Raw genomic sequence first — 17,255 nt, forward strand, 5'->3', positions numbered from 1 at the left:
ACAACTGTTACATTGTTTGCTTATCGCAAATATGCCGACCTAGACAGGCAAGAACGAATATATGCTTGTTATCAGCATGCCTGTCTGAAGTATGTCACCAATGACAAGATGACCAACCTGACGCTTCGCGAACGCCTTGGAATAGACAAACAGAACTACCCGATGGCATCACGTATTATAAAGGATACTTTGATTGCAGGAAAAATCTAGGAGGAGAAGACGGAGAACCAAATCCGGAACAATAAAGGGTATGTGCCATTCTGGGCTTAGGGTATGTAACTGGTATGTAACTGGAGGCTTGTTTTTATACTTAACAGACATTGAAGTCTCCCATAAATAAGGGGCATCTTGAATGTTCTCGGTATGTAACTGGTATGTAACTCACATGTAACTGAACGTCGGCAGTAAACTCGCATGGAAGGGGTCATTCGAAGCTATTTTATGCAGAACCAGAGAGCAAAATTTTTGTCAATATTCCTCATATAAGAGGCCTACCCCAACCCCATACTTGGGAGGGACATTATCCCAAATGAACTTTCAATACAAAATATTTTGATTTTTGAGGCGGGGAGAAACAAGAGCAACACATTTTTCTTTGCCAATTCAGATAATAGTCTTAACTTTGCAGGCTGAAAAATAAAAACAGATTTAATTGAACAGACAATGACAATCAACGAAAGGCAAGACGAGATTATAGAGGAGTTTCAGGGGTTTGACGACTGGATGGATAAGTATCAGTTGCTGATAGACCTGGGAAATGAGCAGGAGCCACTGGATGAGAAATACAAGACTGAGAGCAATCTGATTGATGGCTGTCAGAGTCGTGTGTGGCTTCAAGCTGACTATGAGGACGGTCGTATTCATTTCTCAGCTGAGAGTGATGCGCTGATAGTGAAAGGTATTGTTGCTTTGCTGATCAGAGTGCTTGACAACAGCACCCCACAGGAGATTCTTGATGCCGATCTTTATTTTATTGAGCAGATAGGATTGAAAGAGCATCTTTCGCCCACCCGCTCAAACGGATTGCTGGCAATGGTGAAGCAAATGCGAATGTACGCACTGGCATACGGGAAAAAAGGATAATCCTTCAGACGCTCCACAGCCCCTCTCGACTCACCATCGCAATATGAAACGGACTCAAGATGATTTCTACATAGAAAGTAAACGCCTTCGCAAAGAGGTATTGCAACTAGCTGAAAGGCTAAAAGAGCATCCCATGCATTTTACAGTAAATAATGGTATTACGATGGAGGTCGAAATCACTAAGTCTGATCTTAAGACAATTGTAAGTAAAGCTTCACGAGACAATAAATTCAATGCTATCAAAAATGCGTTAGCAAAGGATATCCCATCATTCCTAAAAAAAGCCGAATACCTTGGGTGGCGAACCATACTAGAAGGAAAACATGAAGAAAGTGCCTTCTTCGTATATTTTGATCGCGAGATTGGGGTAAGATCAATTTTGGCTATGCGAAAAATGAAGAATGGTGGTCCTTACAAGCCATACGCCATTATTGATCAGCATGCTTTTGAAACAACCGTTAGCGAGCTTAAAAAAGGAACTCCGCTTTAATGGCCTTGCTTGCCGGACCAACCGGGGCTATCCATCTGAAGCGGAGTTTAAAAGTGCTTCTGTTTTTAACGAGTCGCTTGCCGGACCAACCGGGGCTCCCATCCTAAACAGGTTCCTTTCATGCTGCAAATGTAGGAATAATTCCTGAAACGTCCAAATTTTGGAGCTATTTCTTTCTTACTCAGCATATGTGCTAAGTCTTCTTAGCATATATTTTTTTACATCTGCCCATCGGTAGTAAGGGCCTTGATAGGCGGGGATGGGAAGAGTGGCCTCTTGCTCGTTCAGCAAGACTTTCAGCAACGGGTCACGGTCTTTCGCATTACGGCGATAGAATACTAACTGGAGGTTGCCGGCCATGGGGAACACCCGGTAGTCAATCCATCCGCTGGCAGCCAGTGAGTCAAGATTATCCACTTGCTTGTCGTATCCGTTGATGCCCATCAGACAAACCAAGGGCAGCAGAATGGTGTCGTGACCGAAACGCAGTTGGACGTTGGTTTCCTTCAGTTGTATGCACGAGTCGGCATCAGCAATCATCTTGCGCAGGAGGTTGCGTTGTACGAAAGGCTGTGTGCCGCCGTTCAGAGAAGTGAACCCGTAGCCCAGATACCACCATACGTTTGCCGTAAGCCAGTTGTTGTATATCTCGTTTGGTGTGAAAATGTCGTACAGGCTTACAGAATCGGCCAGTTCGGTATTTTGCAGGATGCCAGCCAAACGGAACAGGCGCAAATGCAACTCCTTGATATCAATACTGTCTCTTATATATGCCGGGTCGTTGAACAACGAGTTCATCAGACGGTCGTGAGCCCAATGGTCCTCGCAGAACTTGTTGTATGCCTTTATCAGCGTGTCGGGACGGTTTTTCGCCCTGAGTTTCTTGTCTTGATAGTACATGAAGTAATTCTCGTGACCACTGGCTGTCTTTCTGATTTCCAGTCGTGGATTGTAGGCTTTCAGCTGGAGGATGGCATTGCCCATTGACAGGATGCATCGTGACACCACCGTGCTACGGGCGTCAACTGTGGCATTTCTGCGAAAGAGCTCTGGGAAATTCTCGGTCATACGGCGGGCAATGTCCCTAAGCTGTTGGGCACCCAATGGTGTGAGGTCGCCACAGTGACCGGTAGTCTTTTCCCTGATATACTGGGCACGTTTCAGCACGTCTATTCCCAGCTTGGTCAGTTTACCCAGTTTCTCAGCCTCTTTCAGTATGCGTGGCACATAGTTATATTCCTCTTTCTTGGTCAGGTAGCGCGAGCCGTGACGGCCATAGTGACTCAAGTAGAAAGGCTTCATCCCTTTGGGTGCAGGGGTCAGTTTTGTCTGATGTGATGGATATGCCACACTATTGCTGGCAGAAAGATTGGGGTTGCCAAGTATCTCTTCCTGTGATGTTGGCTGCGCAGAAAGCAGTAGAATGGATATTTGGAAAATGACCAGCAGTAGAAGTCGGCTCATTAGGGAAGCTTCGTTTTTGTTTGGATTGTGATAGAGATTCACATGCGTTGTCTGCAAAGATAACAATATTTTTACAATGAGTTGATGAGTCTGCATATAATTACTGCTATTTTTCATTACATTAACAATCAAAATCGTACGCCGCGTATGTTTTTTTAGTAATTTTGCACAATAATAAATAATAGATGATATGGCAAGGAACACAGTTTGGCAGGACGACTATTGGCTTCCCATCATGCAGATATACTTGCGTAAGCCCGTTGGTGTGAAGCCCACTTACAGCCGCGACATGGTGAACCTCAGTCTTGAACTGCACATAGCTCCCCCATTGTTGGCAGCACGTATGCAGCAGGTTGCCACACTCAGTACACCCAGAGTAGAGCATTTCTGGCAGAGCTATGCCGAAAATCCGCGCCGACTGGCTCGAGCCGTTCGTCTATGGCGCGAGATGCGTGGTTTCGGGCTCCCGGATATGTTTTACAACGGCGTAGAGGTGAACGAAACCTTCGAACGTGATTTCCGCCCCCTTCCAGAAGAGCCTTCGCTCACACCGGTGGCCCTGATCCTGATACTCGATCTGTATTTCCGTCTGACTCCCATTACGATGGTGGCCGAAACACCGGAAGTGACGGAACTGGCCCAACTGTTGAAAGTAAATGCATCGCTGGTGGTCAGCGCTTTAGAGACCTATCAGCTGTGCGATCCCTACCTGCATCGCTCTTCTTCAGTTCCGCATCCACTTTCTGAACCCTGTCAGGAAATATGGCAGCGTTTCGGAAATGGCGAGACCGAAGAACTGTCCACTTTTGCCGAGGAACTCAAAGAATACTACCGTTAGAGAAATGGCTCAGAGTCAGATACAAGAACAGAAGCTGGAGCAGAAACTCCAACAGAGCATCTCAGCCCAGCAGTTGCTACAGGCGCAACTTGTAGAGTTGCCCATTACGCAACTCATGGAGCGTATTGAGACCGAGATGCACGACAATCCGGCTCTGGAGACATCTGCTGACGAGGACATGCCTCTGGATGATCATTTCAGTACTGACGGAAGTATAGACAGTGACGACTCTTCCGATGACGATTTCGACCTGCAGCGTGAACGTGAAGAGCGCAGCGATGCCCTTGACGCCGCTCTTGAGAATATAGGGCGCGACGATGAAGAACTGCCCGTTTATCATGGTGGCTACTCATCGGCCGAAGAGCGTGAGGACATGGTGTATGGCGATACGCTCTCCTTCTACGACCAGATTCTGCAGCAGGTCAACGAGCTGCAGATCACCGAGCGTGAGCGTTATATCATGGAGTATCTGATAGGCTCGCTCGACGATGACGGTCTGTTGCGCAAGGAGTTGGAGAGCATCAGCGACGAACTGGCCATCTATCACAATGTAGATGCCACCACCGATGAGATTGAACAGGTGCTTCATAAACTTCAGCAACTTGACCCTCCCGGTATTGGCGCCCGCTCGCTGCAAGAGTGCCTGCTGCTCCAGATAGACAGAAAGGGAGAGGAGGATAATTATTCTCCAACGCTCATTGCCCAGATGCGTGAGGTGATCAGTAACCATTTTGAAGAGTTCACCAAGAAACACTGGGACCGCATCCGTTCGGCCTTAGGCATTAAAGACAATCAGGTGGAACTCCTTCAGCGCGAACTGCGCCGACTGAATCCCAAACCGGGTGCCTCTATGGGTGAAAGCGTGGGGCGCTCCATGCAACAGATAACTCCCGATTTTATTGTAGATACACAGGATGACGGTACGCTCACCTTCAGCCTCAACAATGGCGAACTGCCACAGTTGCAGGTGTCGCAGTCGTTTGCCGATTTGCTGAAAGACTATCAGCAGAACAAGGAAGGTCTCTCTCGACAGATGAAGGAAGCCCTTCTCTATACCAAGCAGAAAGTAGATGCCGCACAAAGCTTTATTGAGGCTGTGCGCACCCGCCGCCACACGCTTACCGTGACGATGAAGGCCATTATCCAGATTCAGCACCGCTTTTTTGAGGATGGAGACGAAGCCTCGCTGCGCCCAATGATTCTGAAAGATGTGGCTGCAAAGACGGGGCTCGACCTTTCTACTATCTCACGCGTCAGCAACTCCAAGTATGTACTTACCCGCTGGGGCATGTTCCCATTGAAATTTTTCTTCAGCGACGGCTTTACTACCGAGAGCGGCGAGGAACTGTCCACCCGTGAGATAAAAGCTGCCCTGCGCGAAATAATCGAGGGTGAGGACAAGAAACACCCATTCTCTGACGATGCCCTCAGCGATTTGCTGAAACAGAAAGGCTATCCTGTGGCCCGTCGCACGGTGGCTAAGTATCGCGATCAGATGGGGTTCCCTGTAGCACGATTAAGAAAATGAGTAAAGAAAAAAATATCATCTATCTGGCACGGTTCGTGAGTTTGCTGTTCACACCGTTCTACTTGCCACTCGTCGGACTCATTATCCTGTTCACGTTCAGCTATCTGGCACTTCTGCCCATTAGCTATCAGCTTGAGATACTGTGCATCGTCTATCTGTTCACCATTCTGCTGCCCACCTACCTGATTCATTTCTACAGGAAATATCAGGGATGGACACTGATAGAACTGGGGCAGCGCGAGCGCCGTATGGTGCCTTATGTACTTTCTATAGCCTGCTATGTAAGTTGCGTGGTACTGCTGATGCATCTGGGTGTGTTCCGCTTTGTGAGTAGTATTATCCTGTCGGCATTAGTCTTACAGATTCTCTGCGCCATCATCAATATCTGGTGGAAAATATCTACCCATACGGCCGCAATCGGTGGCGTGGCAGGTGCACTTTTGGCCTTCTCTGCTCTGTTTGCCTTCAACCCCGTGTGGTGGCTCTGTCTCACCCTCATTGTGGCCGGCGTGCTGGGTTCTGCCCGCATGATTCTGCGTCAGCATTCGCTGTCACAGGTGCTGGGTGGTTTCGGCGTAGGCTTTTTCACAGCGCTGATAGGTATTCTGTATTTTTGAATCATCAAATAACAAGTTCTGCTTTCTGAATCGAATCATCAATTATAATAATAAATAGTAATTCCAACAAAAAACAATGACTCCACAAGTTAGCATCATCATGGGCAGCACTAGTGACCTGCCCGTTATGGAGAAAGCCTGCAAGTTGCTCGACGAGCTGCAGGTTCCGTTTGAAGTGAATGCCCTTTCGGCTCATCGCACTCCCGAGGCTGTTGAGGAATTTGCCCGTACCGCCAAGGATCGTGGTCTGAAAGTGATTATTGCCGGTGCCGGTATGGCTGCCGCACTGCCCGGCGTGATAGCCGCTTCTACCACTCTGCCGGTGATCGGTGTACCCATCAAAGGTATGCTTGATGGTCTTGACGCCATGCTCAGCATCATCCAGATGCCCCCGGGCATTCCTGTGGCTACTGTGGGTGTGAACGGTGCCCAGAATGCAGCTATCCTTGCTGTCGAGATGCTGGCTCTCGCCGATGAAGCGTTGGCCGAACGTCTTTCAGCCTATAAGAGCGGACTGAAGGCTAAGATTGAGAAGGCCAATAAGGAACTGGCTGAAGTGAAATATCAGTTCAAGACGAACTAAGTGAATTTTCGGTTCAAGACAAACTAATTCGGTCTAAGAGATACTTACTCATGAAAAAAGTTTATGGCGTCATAGGTGTCGGGGCTATCGGCGGGTTCTACGGAGCCAAGCTGGCACACAGCGGACAGGAAGTCCATTTCCTGTCGCATAGCGACTATCAGTATGTGAAGGACAATGGTCTGCAGGTTGATTCGTGCGACGGCTCGTTCCATATTGACCATCCACATGTCTATCAGTCGGCAACTGACATGCCAAAGTGTGATGTGGTGCTGGTGGGCTTGAAAACCACCAACAATCATCTTCTGCCCGAACTACTGACCCCATTGCTGAAGCCCTCTACCCTGGTAGTACTCATTCAGAATGGTATTGGTGTAGAGGCCGATGTTCAGCAGATGTTCCCCCATCTGCAGTTGGTGGCAGGCTTGGCTTTCATCTGTTCTGCCAAAACCAAGCCCGGCGTGGTCAATCATCAGTGCTATGGCAACATCAACTTAGGCAACTACTCTTGCCGTGACGAAAGACTGCTGCAGGAAGTTGTTGACGATTTCAATGCCACTGGCGTGCGTGCACAGCTGGTAGAATATGAGGAAGCACGTTGGAAAAAGGCTGTTTGGAACATGCCCTTCAATGGCATGACCGTAGCCTTGAACACACGTACCGATTTGCTGCTGAAGAATCCGGCTACCCGCCAACTGATTCGTGACCTGATGATGGAGGTAATCAATGCTGCCCGCCATTTAGGGGTGAAGAACATTGACGAGACGTTTGCCGACAAGATGATTCACACCACTGATGTGATGACTCCCTATTCGCCTTCAATGAAACTTGATTTCGATTTCCACAGGAAGATGGAAATCAAGTACCTCTATTCACGTCCTATAGAGATAGCCCGTCAGGCAGGTTTCGAGATGTCTAAACTGTCGATGCTCGAAGCCGAACTGAAGTTCTTGTCAGAGGAAGAAGAGGGCTGAGGGATCTGAGTGTTCTGAGTATTCTGAGTGTTCTGAGTGTTCTGAGTATTCGGAGTGTTCGGAATATTCTGATTATTCAGATTATTCTGAATACTCTGATTATTCTGATCATTCTGATCAAAATACCCTTGAATATCGGCCTGAAGTTTGCGGAAGGGTGCCGAAAGCGTATAGCCGGTGTTTTTCTTCAACATGGTTTTAATGTCCTGTCGCGAGTTTTCGTAGCAGGACATTTCATTTCGCTTCTGTGTGCCGTGAGCCCTCGAGTGATAGATCTCGTTCTGCCGTTCCTGTCTCAGCTGGTTGCACACCTTTGTTAGAATCGGAGCCACAACGGTATCGAACAGATGGTGGCCCTGAATGTACAGATAAGTGGTCTGAGGAGTTACGCCCAGCGTCAGAATCTCGTCTTTCAGTTTCAGGTACGCCTCTTTGTTGCCGGGAAACATCCGTTGCAGTTCGCGCACTTTCTGAAAAGCTTTCCGCCGCACATTCTGAATGGAGCGTACGGAATCTTGTATCACAAAACCGCCGGGGTCGCACACTCGATTGAAATCGGTGAGTGAGAAACGCCCGTAGTGACCCGTTCGGTAAGCCCACACCGACCATACGAACAATGGGAAGATGGCTTCACTGAACTGACTGAAATATTCCTGGAAGTCGAAGATGCGGTGATCGTTCAATGTTACGGCCACACACACATCGTGCAGCGAAGGAGCATAACATTGATAGTTTTCAATGGCATAAACATAAGTGTGAAACACGTATGGACTGGTCAGAATCTTTTTCGACGTAGGTGTCACTCCCTGCAGCAGATAGTCGTAGTCGGCATCCACACAGGCTATCATGTCAGGGCCTGTCTGTCCTTCAATGAAATTCATCAGTACCGACTTCTTCCCCCTTAGCAGGGCTTGTTTTGAAGGGAGCATCACCTCAAAATAGCGGGTCTCGTCTTCAAAAGGACCTAATACGGTGCGCCAAAAGTAAATATCATCGTAGCTCTCGACGTAGGCCACAATCCTGCGTCGTGCTTTCTTCGACCTCAAGGCGTTGGCTGCCTGGAAGTACTGACTGTTGATATTATCTCTTAAACGGTTCGACACGGATGAAGATTTTTTAGTGTAAAGTGTAGAGTTTAGAGTGGATAGTGTAGAGTTTGCTACCGCTCCGCAGTACAACTCAAAGAATAGTGAACAGTTAAAAGTGAATAGTGGAAAGATTGCAGCGGTAGCAAACTCTACACTATCCACTCTAAACTCTCCACTATACAGTGATGTCGCTCACTTCTGTGACGTTGTCCACCCATCCGTTCATCACTACGGCCGGCGAGTGAGTGGTGAGTATAATCTGTACGTTCGGGTTCAGTTCCAGAATCAGATCGATGAGTTTCTTCTGCCATTCAATGTGCAGGCTCACTTCCGGTTCGTCCATGAACAGTACGTAGGGCTGATCATCCTCAACAAGGACAGTGAGCAGGATGATGAGCATCTGCTTTTCGCCACTCGACAACTGGTAGGGCATGAGTTGCTCACCTATTTGTGTGAATCGTATCTCGTTTTCAGTGCGCACAATGCGTTTCCCGGTATTGGAAAACAGGTCGTCGAGCATGTCCTGAAAGCGTTTCTTCTTTTGCGACAGTTGCTGGGCTGCATCCATATTGCCAGTCTGCAACTGCTCAATGATACGGTTGCCAACATTCACTTGATAGTCCAGAAACTTACGTTGCAGGTGGTAGAGCTGTATGTCAAGCAATGAACCGGTGAAACTACCGCTCAGTGCTGTCAATGCCTGCTTCATAGAGTTATCTACTTCCGATAGCGAGGCCGACAGACTGCTATCCAGTGACCGGATCATATCGTAGCGTATCCAGCGGGCATCTTCAGGCTCTACGTCCAAGTGTACCCCTTTCAGCATGTGACTGGGAAACTCACCGCCGGCAGCCAGTCCTTTCACCACCTTATTTATAATAGTGCTCTTGCCCATACCGTTGATACCACTCAGGATGTTCACCTTCGGGTCCAGTTCCCAAACGATATGTTTCTTGCCGCTCCACAGCGAGTCGATCTCTATCCTCTTAATATAGTTGGCAAACTTCTGCATAAGCTAAATGGTTATTTTTGGCAAATATAGAAAAAAACTATTTATCAGACAAGTATTTTCATAACATTAACGATTGGCACAACAATGGGCCTGCAACCCCTTGTCATACCAATCGTTGTTATCCTGAACAATCTGTTTCCCTTTTATTCGGCTAGTCTTTCAAACAGTCTCTTTCATTTGAGTAGTTCTTCAGGCAGTTTAGGCATAGCACCATTCTGTGTGCAAACGAAAGCTGACACCTCGACTGCCTTCTTGTGGGCTTCTGATACCGTCTTTCCGTTGAGAATCGATGCACAGAACGAACCTGTGAACGAGTCGCCGGCTCCTACGGTATCGGCCACCTTTACCTTCGGCGTTTCCTGGAACGACATCTGACAGGCCTTTCTCGGACCCTCGTTAGACTCGCAGCGTGAGAACACATACGAACCATTGGTGCCACAGGTAAGTACCAGCATGTCCAGATTGTATTTGCCAAGTATGAGCCAGCACTTGTTTTCCATATCCAGACCGGGATAGCCGAACATGCGACCTATAAGCACCAGTTCCTCATCGTTGATTTTCAAAATATTGCAACGCTGCAACGATTCCTGGATAATCTCCTTGGTATAGAACTGCTGGCGCAGGTTGATATCGAAAATCTTCAAGCAGTCGTGTGGGGTAGCATCGAGGAACTTATGTATTGTCTCGCGGCTCACCACATTGCGCTGGGCCAGTGAGCCAAAGCAAACGGCACGGCAGTTTTGTGCAATCATCTGTATATCCTCGTCGAAAGGAATATTGTCCCAAGCCACGTTCTCCTTGATATCATACGTGGGAATACCCTGTTCGTCCAACTGTACCTGTACGGTGCCTGTGGGGTATGGCACACGGGGCAGCAGGTCGTTCAGTTCATGTTCACGAAGGGCGCTGACAGTTTCTTCAGCCAGTTTATCCTCGCCCAATGCACTCACGGCGATGGTATTGTCCATGCCAAGGAACTGTCCGGCATGATAGGCGAAATTGGCAGGAGCGCCACCCAGTTTCTTTCCTTCTGGAAGTACATCCCAAAGGACCTCTCCGAGTCCTACTACATAGCGTTTTGTTTCCATATTCTTTTTTCTAACGAAGGTTACGAGCATAAATAAAAAGATACAGTACACCAACGGCCATCACAGACACAGCACCGGCCTGTCCCATGGCATCGCTGGCAAAGCCCATCAGCAAGGGGAAGATGGTACCGCCGAAGAGACCCATAATCATTAGTCCCGATACCTCGTTCTGTTTCTGTGGAACGGCAGCCAAAGCCTGCGCAAAAACTATTGAGAAGAGGTTGGAGTTGCCATAGCCTACCATTGCGATAGAAGCGTAGAGAATGCCTGCCGACTGACCGGCGAAGAGGCCGCACATGGCTACTGCCAGCATCATCGACGAGAGTACGAAGAACGTGCGGTTGTTCATCACGCGCAGAATGTAAGAACCCGTGAGGCAACCCAGTGTACGGAATATGAAGTATAGTGATGTGGCAAAGGCAGCCTCGTTGAGCGTCATTCCCAGGCGCTCCATCAGAATTTTCGGAGCTGTGGTGTTGGTGCCCACGTCAATACCCACATGACACATGATGCTCAGGAACGAGAGCAGTACAATGGGAGTACCCAGCAGTTTCAGGCAATCGACAAAGGAGGAGGCTTTTCCCTCGATTGGCTCTTCGGTAATAGGAGTTATCCACAGCCAGATGGTAGAGAAGGCGCCTACTACCAGGAAGATGCAGAACAGTATGCGCCAGTCAAGTCCGAACGAGGGAATAACTGCTGTAGCGCCCCACATGGCCAGATAAGGAGCCGAGAACGAGGCAATGGCTTTCACAAACTGTCCGAAGGTGAGTGTAGAGGCCACATTCTCGCCGCCTATCACGCCGCTCACCAGTGGGTTCAATGAAGTCTGCATCAGTGCGTTGCCAATTCCCAACAGTGAGAAAGCAATGAGCATCACGTAGAAATTATTGGCTGTGAGCGGCAGCAACAGTGAAATCACTGTGATGACCAACGACACCAATACCGTGTTCTTTCTTCCAATCTTGTTCATCAGCATGCCTGTGGGCACTGAGAAGATGAGGAACCAGAAGAACACCAACGAGGGCAGCGTATTGGCTACGGTATCGCTGAGCGACAAGTCTTCCTTCACATAGTTTGAGGCAATGCCCACCAGATCGACGAAGCCCATGCAGAAGAAGCAGAGCATCAGGGGCACAAGGGTAAGTTTTTTGTTTTGGCTCATAATAAATCTATTTCAGTTTTTTCAATTCTTCAGTCTTTTTCATTTCTTCAACGCCAAACTATAGATCGTGGCCTTTCCGCCTTTCACCTTAATTATATTATAAGGTTCGCTGGGGAACACCAGATTGGTCATTACCATGCGGCCCTCGCCTTCAAAGGCTTCAATAGAGCTATGGTCAATGAACAGGCGCAACTGCTTCATCGGTCCGAAGGTGGGAGCCTCCGTTACACAAGGGAAGGCCTCGCTGAAGCTCACTTCTCCGCTCTTGGTACGGTCCATGCTGAACGTTTGCTTCTTGCTGTCGTAGTTCATCACTACCCGTTCGCCCTTGCTGTTCATCAGCGTCAGTTCCATCGTTCCCTTCACGTCTATCACTATCTCGCAGGCATCTGTAGGAGTCTTCACTTTCTTACTGCGCAGGGCGAGCAGCTCTTTTGAAGGGGTGTTGGTCAGGATGCTTTCTCCGTTGACCGTGGTGAGTCCAAGGTCGCGGGGCAGACCATTGGCCGAGCGGAACTGCAGGGTGGGAACGGCACCGCCATACTGCCAGTTGCTCATCCAGGGAAGGGCAACGATGCGTCCTTCCGGACCGTTATGGAAGGTGACAGTGGCATAATGGTCCTTTCCGTAGTCCATCCATTTTGTCTCGCCGGGCTCGTCTTCACAAGTGAACTTATGTCCGTCGAACTGACCTACGAAATACTGTGTGGCAGAGCCTCCGAACGGACCGCCGGGGTTGATGTTGAGTATCAACACCCATTTCTCGCCCAGTTGCACCAGGTCGGGACATTCCCAAACACCCTCGTGATTGCCATACTGCCTACCGAATGCGCTTTCAAATTTCCATTCCTTCAAGTTCTTTGAACTGTAGAAATGAACCTCCTGTCCAACGGCCAGTATGACCATCCAGCACTGGCGAGGCTCGTACCAGAACACCTTTGGGTCGCGGAAGTCGGGCGCATTGAAGGTGATTACAGGGTTGCCGGCATATTTGGTGAACGTGCGTCCGCCATCGGTCGAATAGGCAATGCTTTGGGTCTGCGATGCACCAGCCGATGTGTACATGGCGATGACGGCATCCTTGCCAAAGCCTGCCGTATTGTTCTTATCCACAATGGCACTGCCCGAGAATACAGCTCCCAGCCAGTCAGACTGCAGTGCGGTGGGCTGGGCAGTCCAGTTTACCAAGTCCGTTGATGTAGAGTGTCCCCAGGTCATGTTCTCCCACTGCGATCCGTAGGGGTTCCACTGATAGAACAGGTGCCATACACCATCTTTATAGAACAGTCCGTTGGGGTCGTTCATCCATCCGTAGAGCGGAGTATGATGATAAACGGGGCGGAAACGTTCGCGATTGGTGGTATCGAAAGAATTGCTGTATTTCATTTCACGCCAGCAGGCAAAATCCTTGATGGCACCAGTGGTGCGACGGTCGCCATGGAAGATGATGTCCAGCAGTCGTGCCTGTTTCAGTTCCAGCGGCACAAAGTAGTCCACTTTATCTACAGCCAGTTTCACGTTCAGCCGCATCACCATCTCGTTTCTTTCGTCCAAAACGGCAATAGAGGCATTCTCTTCCTTCTCCTGTACAGGCAGCAGCAAGTACTTCTTGCCCTGTTCCAGTTTGAGCATAGCGTGATTGTCGCTCAGTACCATCTGGGCTTTCACGCCGGCGACAGTCATCAGCATGACCATCAAAGCAAACAGTTTTTTCATTCTTTCGTTTAGGTCTTTAGTTGTTATATCAACGTTTAATATGCCGCAAAATTATACTTCCCTGCTTTATTTCACAATCTTTTTGCCATTCAGGACATAAATACCCTTTTTATTTGCTTTGTCAACGCGCACTCCACTCAGTGTGTAGATTTCGCTGGCCTCAGCCTTGCGCGTGCTTATATTATTGACGTTAAGAGTCTTTTGGGTAATGATCTGGATATCTGGGCACTTAGCAATGATTGTCGTGAAGTCTTCATCCCAACGGGCAGCCTCACTAACGTCCAGAACCGTAGCGTCGGGAGCCAGTTTCTGTGCCAGGAGAGCATAGTCATCATAAGCCTCTGGATGCCAGTCGCCATCCCAAGTGCACTGGTAGGAACCCTTGCCAATGACGCCCGTCACCTTCACTTCGCCAGTCAGAGAGTTGTCGGCATAGGAAAGGATGCCCTTGTCATTCACCATTGTACCTTCAAACTTAATATCGTCGATATAGAAATTCTTTCCCTCGCCGTCAGCAGTCTTTTCAAAGGGCCAGATAGCCAGAACGTTGTTGCCGTCATTGGTAACCTTTTCAGAGTCAGGACCCTTGGCAAACTCATAGACAAGTACCTGCCATCCGTCGCCACCGTCATACCATGCTATACGCTCGGCGTTGTAGGCGCCATCTTTGCCTTCAAGCTGTACCAGCACATTGTGGGCATCGGCCATTTTCAGGCGCATGGTCATGCGGCGCAGATCTTTGAGGTTTACATCACCCAAGGGGAGTGCAGCATTGTGGTGCTCGTCGGCCCAACCGCCAGGATTACCCTTCAGGGTGAATTTCATGATCGTGTTGCCGTTTTCCTCTACCACCGTAGGTTCGGCACGGTCCCAGAAACCACCGTCAGAACCAACTTCCTTGTCAGTTCCATCCCACAGGACCACCTGTGCATTACATACTGTAGTGACGAACAATGTTGCGAGTAAAAATAATTTTTTCATAAGGATTACTGTTTTAGAAATTAATAGATAGTTATACTTTTTCTCGGTTTTTTCTCTGCAAATGTATTCTGTAACGGTAAATTCTTTATAAAAAAATGATTCACAGACTAAGAAAAATCGTTCGATGCAACATTTTTCTCACAGAATGAGCGATTTTTTGTTGTCAGATTTTCTCTCTATTTTTCTTGCTCAATAAAATCTTTTGTGTATTTTTGCAAAAAAGTATCTGATAATAAACTAACCCAATTAATAAGAAATCAAAATGAAAAAGGTATTTTTGTTTCTTTCGCTATTCTCGTTTTGTATGCTGACCTATGCACAGCGTAAAACCGAGATTGTTGAGCCCGTGAAGCAGAACCTGGCCGATGCGGGACAGCGTGTGATCAAGCGGAAAGTGGCCATTGGCCGCTTCAGTAACGAGACGCAATATGCCAAAGGTATTTTCTACGACAAGGAAAACGACCCCATAGGCAAACAGGCGTTGGACATCCTTTCGGCCAAGCTGGCCGCCTCCGACAAGTTCCTGCTGCTGGAGCGTAGCGATCTGGCTGCCCTGCTGGAAGAGGCCAAAAAGAGCGACAACGGACTGGCCACCATCGGTGCCGACTATATGATTATTGGTTCGGTGACAGAGTTTGGCCGTAAGAACGTAGGCAAGTCGGGCGTATTCTCGGCCACGAAGAGTCAGATCGTAGAGGCTGCCGTTGCCATCCGTTTGGTCGATGTGTCAACAGGACTGATTATCTATTCCGATGAAGCTAAAGGCTCAGCCGAACTCACCACACGTACCACAATGGGCGTAGGTGGCAAGGCCGATTACGATGCCACTCTGAGCGACAAGGCCATCTCCGAGGCTATAGGCCAGTTGGTAGAGAACATTATTAATAAATGTACCGACAAGCCCTGGCGCACTTTCTTCCTCTCCTATGATGCCGATGCACAGCTGATAGCTGGTGGTGCCAGTCAGGGCATCAAGGTGGGCGACACCTTCGCCGTAAAGACAAAGGGCAAGAAAGTGAAGAATCCCCAGTCGGGCGTGATGATTGAACTTCCCGGCAAGCAGATTGGCACCGTCACCGTAACCGCTACTGCTGGCGACACCCCCGAGACGGAGTTCTCGTTTGTAACCTTCTCAGGCGAAACGGCCATAGATGCCAACAAGTTAACTGATTATTACATCGAAGAAATAAAATAGCAGGCTTATGAAAACAAGAATATTATTAGCAGTTGTTGCATTCGTTAGTCTTTTGCTGGGCTGTAAGAGTAGTTTTCCCGTTGCCCAGCAGAGTGGTAAGGAAGACATGGCCTACCTCGTTTTTGTAGGGCCGAAGGATACCTATGGAAATGGTTCCAAACTGGTGCAGGTCGATGTTGACGGCACCACCTTCGATGCCAAGGTGGTGAAGCCCAAGGTGGCCAATAGAAAGGGCACTCAATACGGAGTGGCCACCGGTCGCCGCAACGTTACTGTCAAATTCAACGGGAACACCGTCTATCAGAAGCAGCTGTTCCTCTCAACTCAAGAAACTAAAATCATCACATTGCCATGAAGAAATTGTTTGTAGCAGCCATCTGTCTCGCCACATTCGCCTCGTGTGCCACACAAAGCAGCCTGTACTCCTGGTACGATTCCGAGGATGCTACCTATAAGTACACCAAGCGTACCACCGACGAGACGCTCACTGAAGCGATGGCTCAGTACGAGAAGGTGATCAAGAAACAGAAAGGACTGCGTGGCGTAGTGCCTCCCGGGGTGAATGCCGAGTATGGCTATCTGCTGTGCAAGGCAGGAAAGAAAGAAGAAGGACTGGCCCTGTTGCGTGCCGAGATTGCGGCCTATCCAGAGTCCGAGAAGTTTATTTCAAGAATTATTAAGCAGTTGGAAAAATGAGAAAGTTTATTATCCTTGCATTAGCGACCCTGCTTCTGTCGTCGTGTGCCGAGCAGGTGACGCGCCTTGCCCGATATCCCAAGATGTATGACGAACAGCCCCTGTCCATTGTGGTGATGCCACCCATCAACCGTACAAACCATGTTGAGGCCAAGGACTATTTCTATACCACGCTCTATGCCCCTCTGTGCGAGAAAGGCTATTATGTCTATTCGCCCATGATGACCATGGAGATGTTTCAGGCCGAGAGTGCCTACGATGCTGAGCTGTTCCTTGAGGGCAGTCTGTCTCAGTTCCGTGAGGTGCTGGGAGCCGATGCCGCCATGTTCACCATCATCAAATCGTGGAAGCGAAGCAATCTCACCGGTTCGCTGACGGTGGGAGTGGAGTATATTCTCCGTTCCACTAAAACAGGTGAGACTATCTACAGCCGTGAAGGTTTGATCAGTGTTGACCGTAGGGTGAAGAGCGGTACCGGCGGACTGTTTGGTGCCCTTATTGACATGGCGGCCACTGTGGCCTCTACTGCCTCTACCGACAATGTTGTGGCCGGTAGGGCCTGCACCATGTATGTGCTGAGCGACATGCCAGAAGGCAAGTATGGCACCCAGTTCAACAAAGACCAGAAGATGGCTGCCGGTAAAGCCTATGTAGAGGCAACGGTGCAATAGTCTCCCGGCCGCAGTTTTTCTTGCTGCCAACATGAAGCAAGAAACTATAGACTCATAAAGTATTAAAGA

The 17,255-nt window shown here is 48.8% G+C and carries 19 protein-coding genes; 12 read left to right on the forward strand and 7 right to left on the reverse strand.

The genetic code is table 11. From position 1 onward, the window contains the following. The first annotated feature begins 12 nt into the window (after nucleotides 1–12). From L6475_RS13375 to L6475_RS13385, 3 genes are all read left to right on the forward strand, one after another. The gene (locus L6475_RS13375) at nucleotides 13–210 is read left to right on the forward strand and encodes a hypothetical protein (RefSeq protein ID WP_237820858.1); all 198 of its coding nucleotides are present in this window, start codon (nucleotides 13–15) and stop codon (nucleotides 208–210) included. 453 nt (nucleotides 211–663) lie between these two features. Then, nucleotides 664–1,083: a SufE family protein gene (locus L6475_RS13380; protein ID WP_237820860.1), complete on the forward strand. Its 420-nt coding sequence runs from the start codon at nucleotides 664–666 to the stop codon at nucleotides 1,081–1,083. Nucleotides 1,084–1,126: 43 nt separating this feature from the next. Then, nucleotides 1,127–1,573 (forward strand): hypothetical protein, encoded by a 447-nt coding sequence (locus tag L6475_RS13385; protein ID WP_237820862.1) that lies wholly within the window; start codon nucleotides 1,127–1,129, stop codon nucleotides 1,571–1,573. A 177-nt stretch (nucleotides 1,574–1,750) separates the two neighbouring features. On the opposite strand, the gene L6475_RS13390 is transcribed toward L6475_RS13385, so the two are convergent. Next, the gene (locus L6475_RS13390; protein WP_237820864.1) at nucleotides 1,751–3,037 is read right to left on the reverse strand and encodes a histidine-type phosphatase; all 1,287 of its coding nucleotides are present in this window, start codon (nucleotides 3,035–3,037) and stop codon (nucleotides 1,751–1,753) included. Nucleotides 3,038–3,227: 190 nt separating this feature from the next. Here L6475_RS13390 and L6475_RS13395 point away from each other — a divergent pair, with 190 nt between their 5' ends. From L6475_RS13395 to L6475_RS13415, 5 genes are all read left to right on the forward strand, one after another. Continuing rightward, nucleotides 3,228–3,875 (forward strand): hypothetical protein, encoded by a 648-nt coding sequence (locus tag L6475_RS13395; RefSeq protein WP_237820866.1) that lies wholly within the window; start codon nucleotides 3,228–3,230, stop codon nucleotides 3,873–3,875. Between the two features lie 4 nt (nucleotides 3,876–3,879). After that, a complete protein-coding gene (gene rpoN, locus L6475_RS13400) occupies nucleotides 3,880–5,403 on the forward strand; it encodes an RNA polymerase factor sigma-54 (protein WP_237820868.1) in 1,524 nt (507 codons plus the stop codon). Beyond that, nucleotides 5,400–6,020 (forward strand): hypothetical protein, encoded by a 621-nt coding sequence (locus L6475_RS13405; RefSeq protein WP_237820870.1) that lies wholly within the window; start codon nucleotides 5,400–5,402, stop codon nucleotides 6,018–6,020. The genes rpoN and L6475_RS13405 overlap by 4 nt, the downstream gene beginning before the upstream one ends. 76 nt (nucleotides 6,021–6,096) lie before the next feature. Next, nucleotides 6,097–6,603 (forward strand): 5-(carboxyamino)imidazole ribonucleotide mutase, encoded by a 507-nt coding sequence (gene purE, locus L6475_RS13410; RefSeq protein ID WP_237820872.1) that lies wholly within the window; start codon nucleotides 6,097–6,099, stop codon nucleotides 6,601–6,603. 50 nt (nucleotides 6,604–6,653) lie between these two features. After that, nucleotides 6,654–7,574 (forward strand): putative 2-dehydropantoate 2-reductase, encoded by a 921-nt coding sequence (locus tag L6475_RS13415; protein WP_237820874.1) that lies wholly within the window; start codon nucleotides 6,654–6,656, stop codon nucleotides 7,572–7,574. Here the strand turns inward: L6475_RS13415 and L6475_RS13420 are convergent. From L6475_RS13420 to L6475_RS13445, 6 genes are all read right to left on the reverse strand, one after another. After that, nucleotides 7,496–8,677, reverse strand: a complete 1,182-nt coding sequence (locus L6475_RS13420; protein ID WP_237820876.1) for a DUF4435 domain-containing protein — start codon at nucleotides 8,675–8,677, stop codon at nucleotides 7,496–7,498. The two genes, L6475_RS13415 and L6475_RS13420, sit on opposite strands and share 79 nt — an antisense overlap. Nucleotides 8,678–8,837: 160 nt before the next feature. Continuing rightward, nucleotides 8,838–9,674, reverse strand: coding sequence for an AAA family ATPase (locus tag L6475_RS13425; RefSeq protein ID WP_237820878.1), 837 nt, complete (start codon nucleotides 9,672–9,674; stop codon nucleotides 8,838–8,840). Between the two features lie 173 nt (nucleotides 9,675–9,847). Then, a complete protein-coding gene (locus L6475_RS13430) occupies nucleotides 9,848–10,762 on the reverse strand; it encodes a carbohydrate kinase (protein ID WP_237820880.1) in 915 nt (304 codons plus the stop codon). Between the two features lie 10 nt (nucleotides 10,763–10,772). Continuing rightward, the gene (locus tag L6475_RS13435; protein WP_237820882.1) at nucleotides 10,773–11,927 is read right to left on the reverse strand and encodes an MFS transporter; all 1,155 of its coding nucleotides are present in this window, start codon (nucleotides 11,925–11,927) and stop codon (nucleotides 10,773–10,775) included. A gap of 39 nt (nucleotides 11,928–11,966) precedes the next feature. Continuing rightward, entirely contained in the window at nucleotides 11,967–13,643 is a 1,677-nt protein-coding gene (locus L6475_RS13440; RefSeq protein WP_237820884.1) for a DUF4980 domain-containing protein, read from the reverse strand. Between the two features lie 66 nt (nucleotides 13,644–13,709). After that, nucleotides 13,710–14,624, reverse strand: coding sequence for a hypothetical protein (locus tag L6475_RS13445; protein WP_237820886.1), 915 nt, complete (start codon nucleotides 14,622–14,624; stop codon nucleotides 13,710–13,712). A gap of 262 nt (nucleotides 14,625–14,886) precedes the next feature. Between L6475_RS13445 and L6475_RS13450 the strand changes: the two genes are divergently transcribed. From L6475_RS13450 to L6475_RS13465, 4 genes are read left to right on the forward strand one after another with little or no spacing between them, the layout of a single operon-like run. Next, complete coding sequence (locus L6475_RS13450; protein ID WP_237820888.1) at nucleotides 14,887–15,819, forward strand: CsgG/HfaB family protein; 933 nt, start codon at nucleotides 14,887–14,889, stop codon at nucleotides 15,817–15,819. A gap of 7 nt (nucleotides 15,820–15,826) precedes the next feature. Continuing rightward, the gene (locus tag L6475_RS13455; RefSeq protein WP_237820890.1) at nucleotides 15,827–16,174 is read left to right on the forward strand and encodes a hypothetical protein; all 348 of its coding nucleotides are present in this window, start codon (nucleotides 15,827–15,829) and stop codon (nucleotides 16,172–16,174) included. Continuing rightward, nucleotides 16,171–16,515 (forward strand): DUF4810 domain-containing protein, encoded by a 345-nt coding sequence (locus L6475_RS13460; RefSeq protein WP_237820892.1) that lies wholly within the window; start codon nucleotides 16,171–16,173, stop codon nucleotides 16,513–16,515. The genes L6475_RS13455 and L6475_RS13460 overlap by 4 nt, the downstream gene beginning before the upstream one ends. After that, nucleotides 16,512–17,186, forward strand: a complete 675-nt coding sequence (locus tag L6475_RS13465; protein ID WP_237820894.1) for a GNA1162 family protein — start codon at nucleotides 16,512–16,514, stop codon at nucleotides 17,184–17,186. The genes L6475_RS13460 and L6475_RS13465 overlap by 4 nt, the downstream gene beginning before the upstream one ends. The last annotated feature ends 69 nt before the right edge of the window (nucleotides 17,187–17,255 follow it).

The organism is Prevotella sp. E9-3, from assembly GCF_022024015.1.
GTDB lineage: Bacteria > Bacteroidota > Bacteroidia > Bacteroidales > Bacteroidaceae > Prevotella.

Bases quoted from the DNA above. Each gene is read 5' to 3' on its own strand.
- L6475_RS13380 (WP_237820860.1), top strand. From the start codon at position 664: ATGACAATCAACGAAAGGCAAGACGAGATTATAGAGGAGTTTCAGGGG.
- L6475_RS13385 (WP_237820862.1), top strand. From the start codon at position 1,127: ATGAAACGGACTCAAGATGATTTCTACATAGAAAGTAAACGCCTTCGC.
- L6475_RS13390 (WP_237820864.1), bottom strand. From the start codon at position 3,037: ATGAGCCGACTTCTACTGCTGGTCATTTTCCAAATATCCATTCTACTG.
- L6475_RS13395 (WP_237820866.1), top strand. From the start codon at position 3,228: ATGGCAAGGAACACAGTTTGGCAGGACGACTATTGGCTTCCCATCATG.
- rpoN (WP_237820868.1), top strand. From the start codon at position 3,880: ATGGCTCAGAGTCAGATACAAGAACAGAAGCTGGAGCAGAAACTCCAA.
- L6475_RS13405 (WP_237820870.1), top strand. From the start codon at position 5,400: ATGAGTAAAGAAAAAAATATCATCTATCTGGCACGGTTCGTGAGTTTG.
- purE (WP_237820872.1), top strand. From the start codon at position 6,097: ATGACTCCACAAGTTAGCATCATCATGGGCAGCACTAGTGACCTGCCC.
- L6475_RS13415 (WP_237820874.1), top strand. From the start codon at position 6,654: ATGAAAAAAGTTTATGGCGTCATAGGTGTCGGGGCTATCGGCGGGTTC.
- L6475_RS13425 (WP_237820878.1), bottom strand. From the start codon at position 9,674: ATGCAGAAGTTTGCCAACTATATTAAGAGGATAGAGATCGACTCGCTG.
- L6475_RS13430 (WP_237820880.1), bottom strand. From the start codon at position 10,762: ATGGAAACAAAACGCTATGTAGTAGGACTCGGAGAGGTCCTTTGGGAT.
- L6475_RS13435 (WP_237820882.1), bottom strand. From the start codon at position 11,927: ATGAGCCAAAACAAAAAACTTACCCTTGTGCCCCTGATGCTCTGCTTC.
- L6475_RS13440 (WP_237820884.1), bottom strand. From the start codon at position 13,643: ATGAAAAAACTGTTTGCTTTGATGGTCATGCTGATGACTGTCGCCGGC.
- L6475_RS13445 (WP_237820886.1), bottom strand. From the start codon at position 14,624: ATGAAAAAATTATTTTTACTCGCAACATTGTTCGTCACTACAGTATGT.
- L6475_RS13450 (WP_237820888.1), top strand. From the start codon at position 14,887: ATGAAAAAGGTATTTTTGTTTCTTTCGCTATTCTCGTTTTGTATGCTG.
- L6475_RS13455 (WP_237820890.1), top strand. From the start codon at position 15,827: ATGAAAACAAGAATATTATTAGCAGTTGTTGCATTCGTTAGTCTTTTG.
- L6475_RS13460 (WP_237820892.1), top strand. From the start codon at position 16,171: ATGAAGAAATTGTTTGTAGCAGCCATCTGTCTCGCCACATTCGCCTCG.
- L6475_RS13465 (WP_237820894.1), top strand. From the start codon at position 16,512: ATGAGAAAGTTTATTATCCTTGCATTAGCGACCCTGCTTCTGTCGTCG.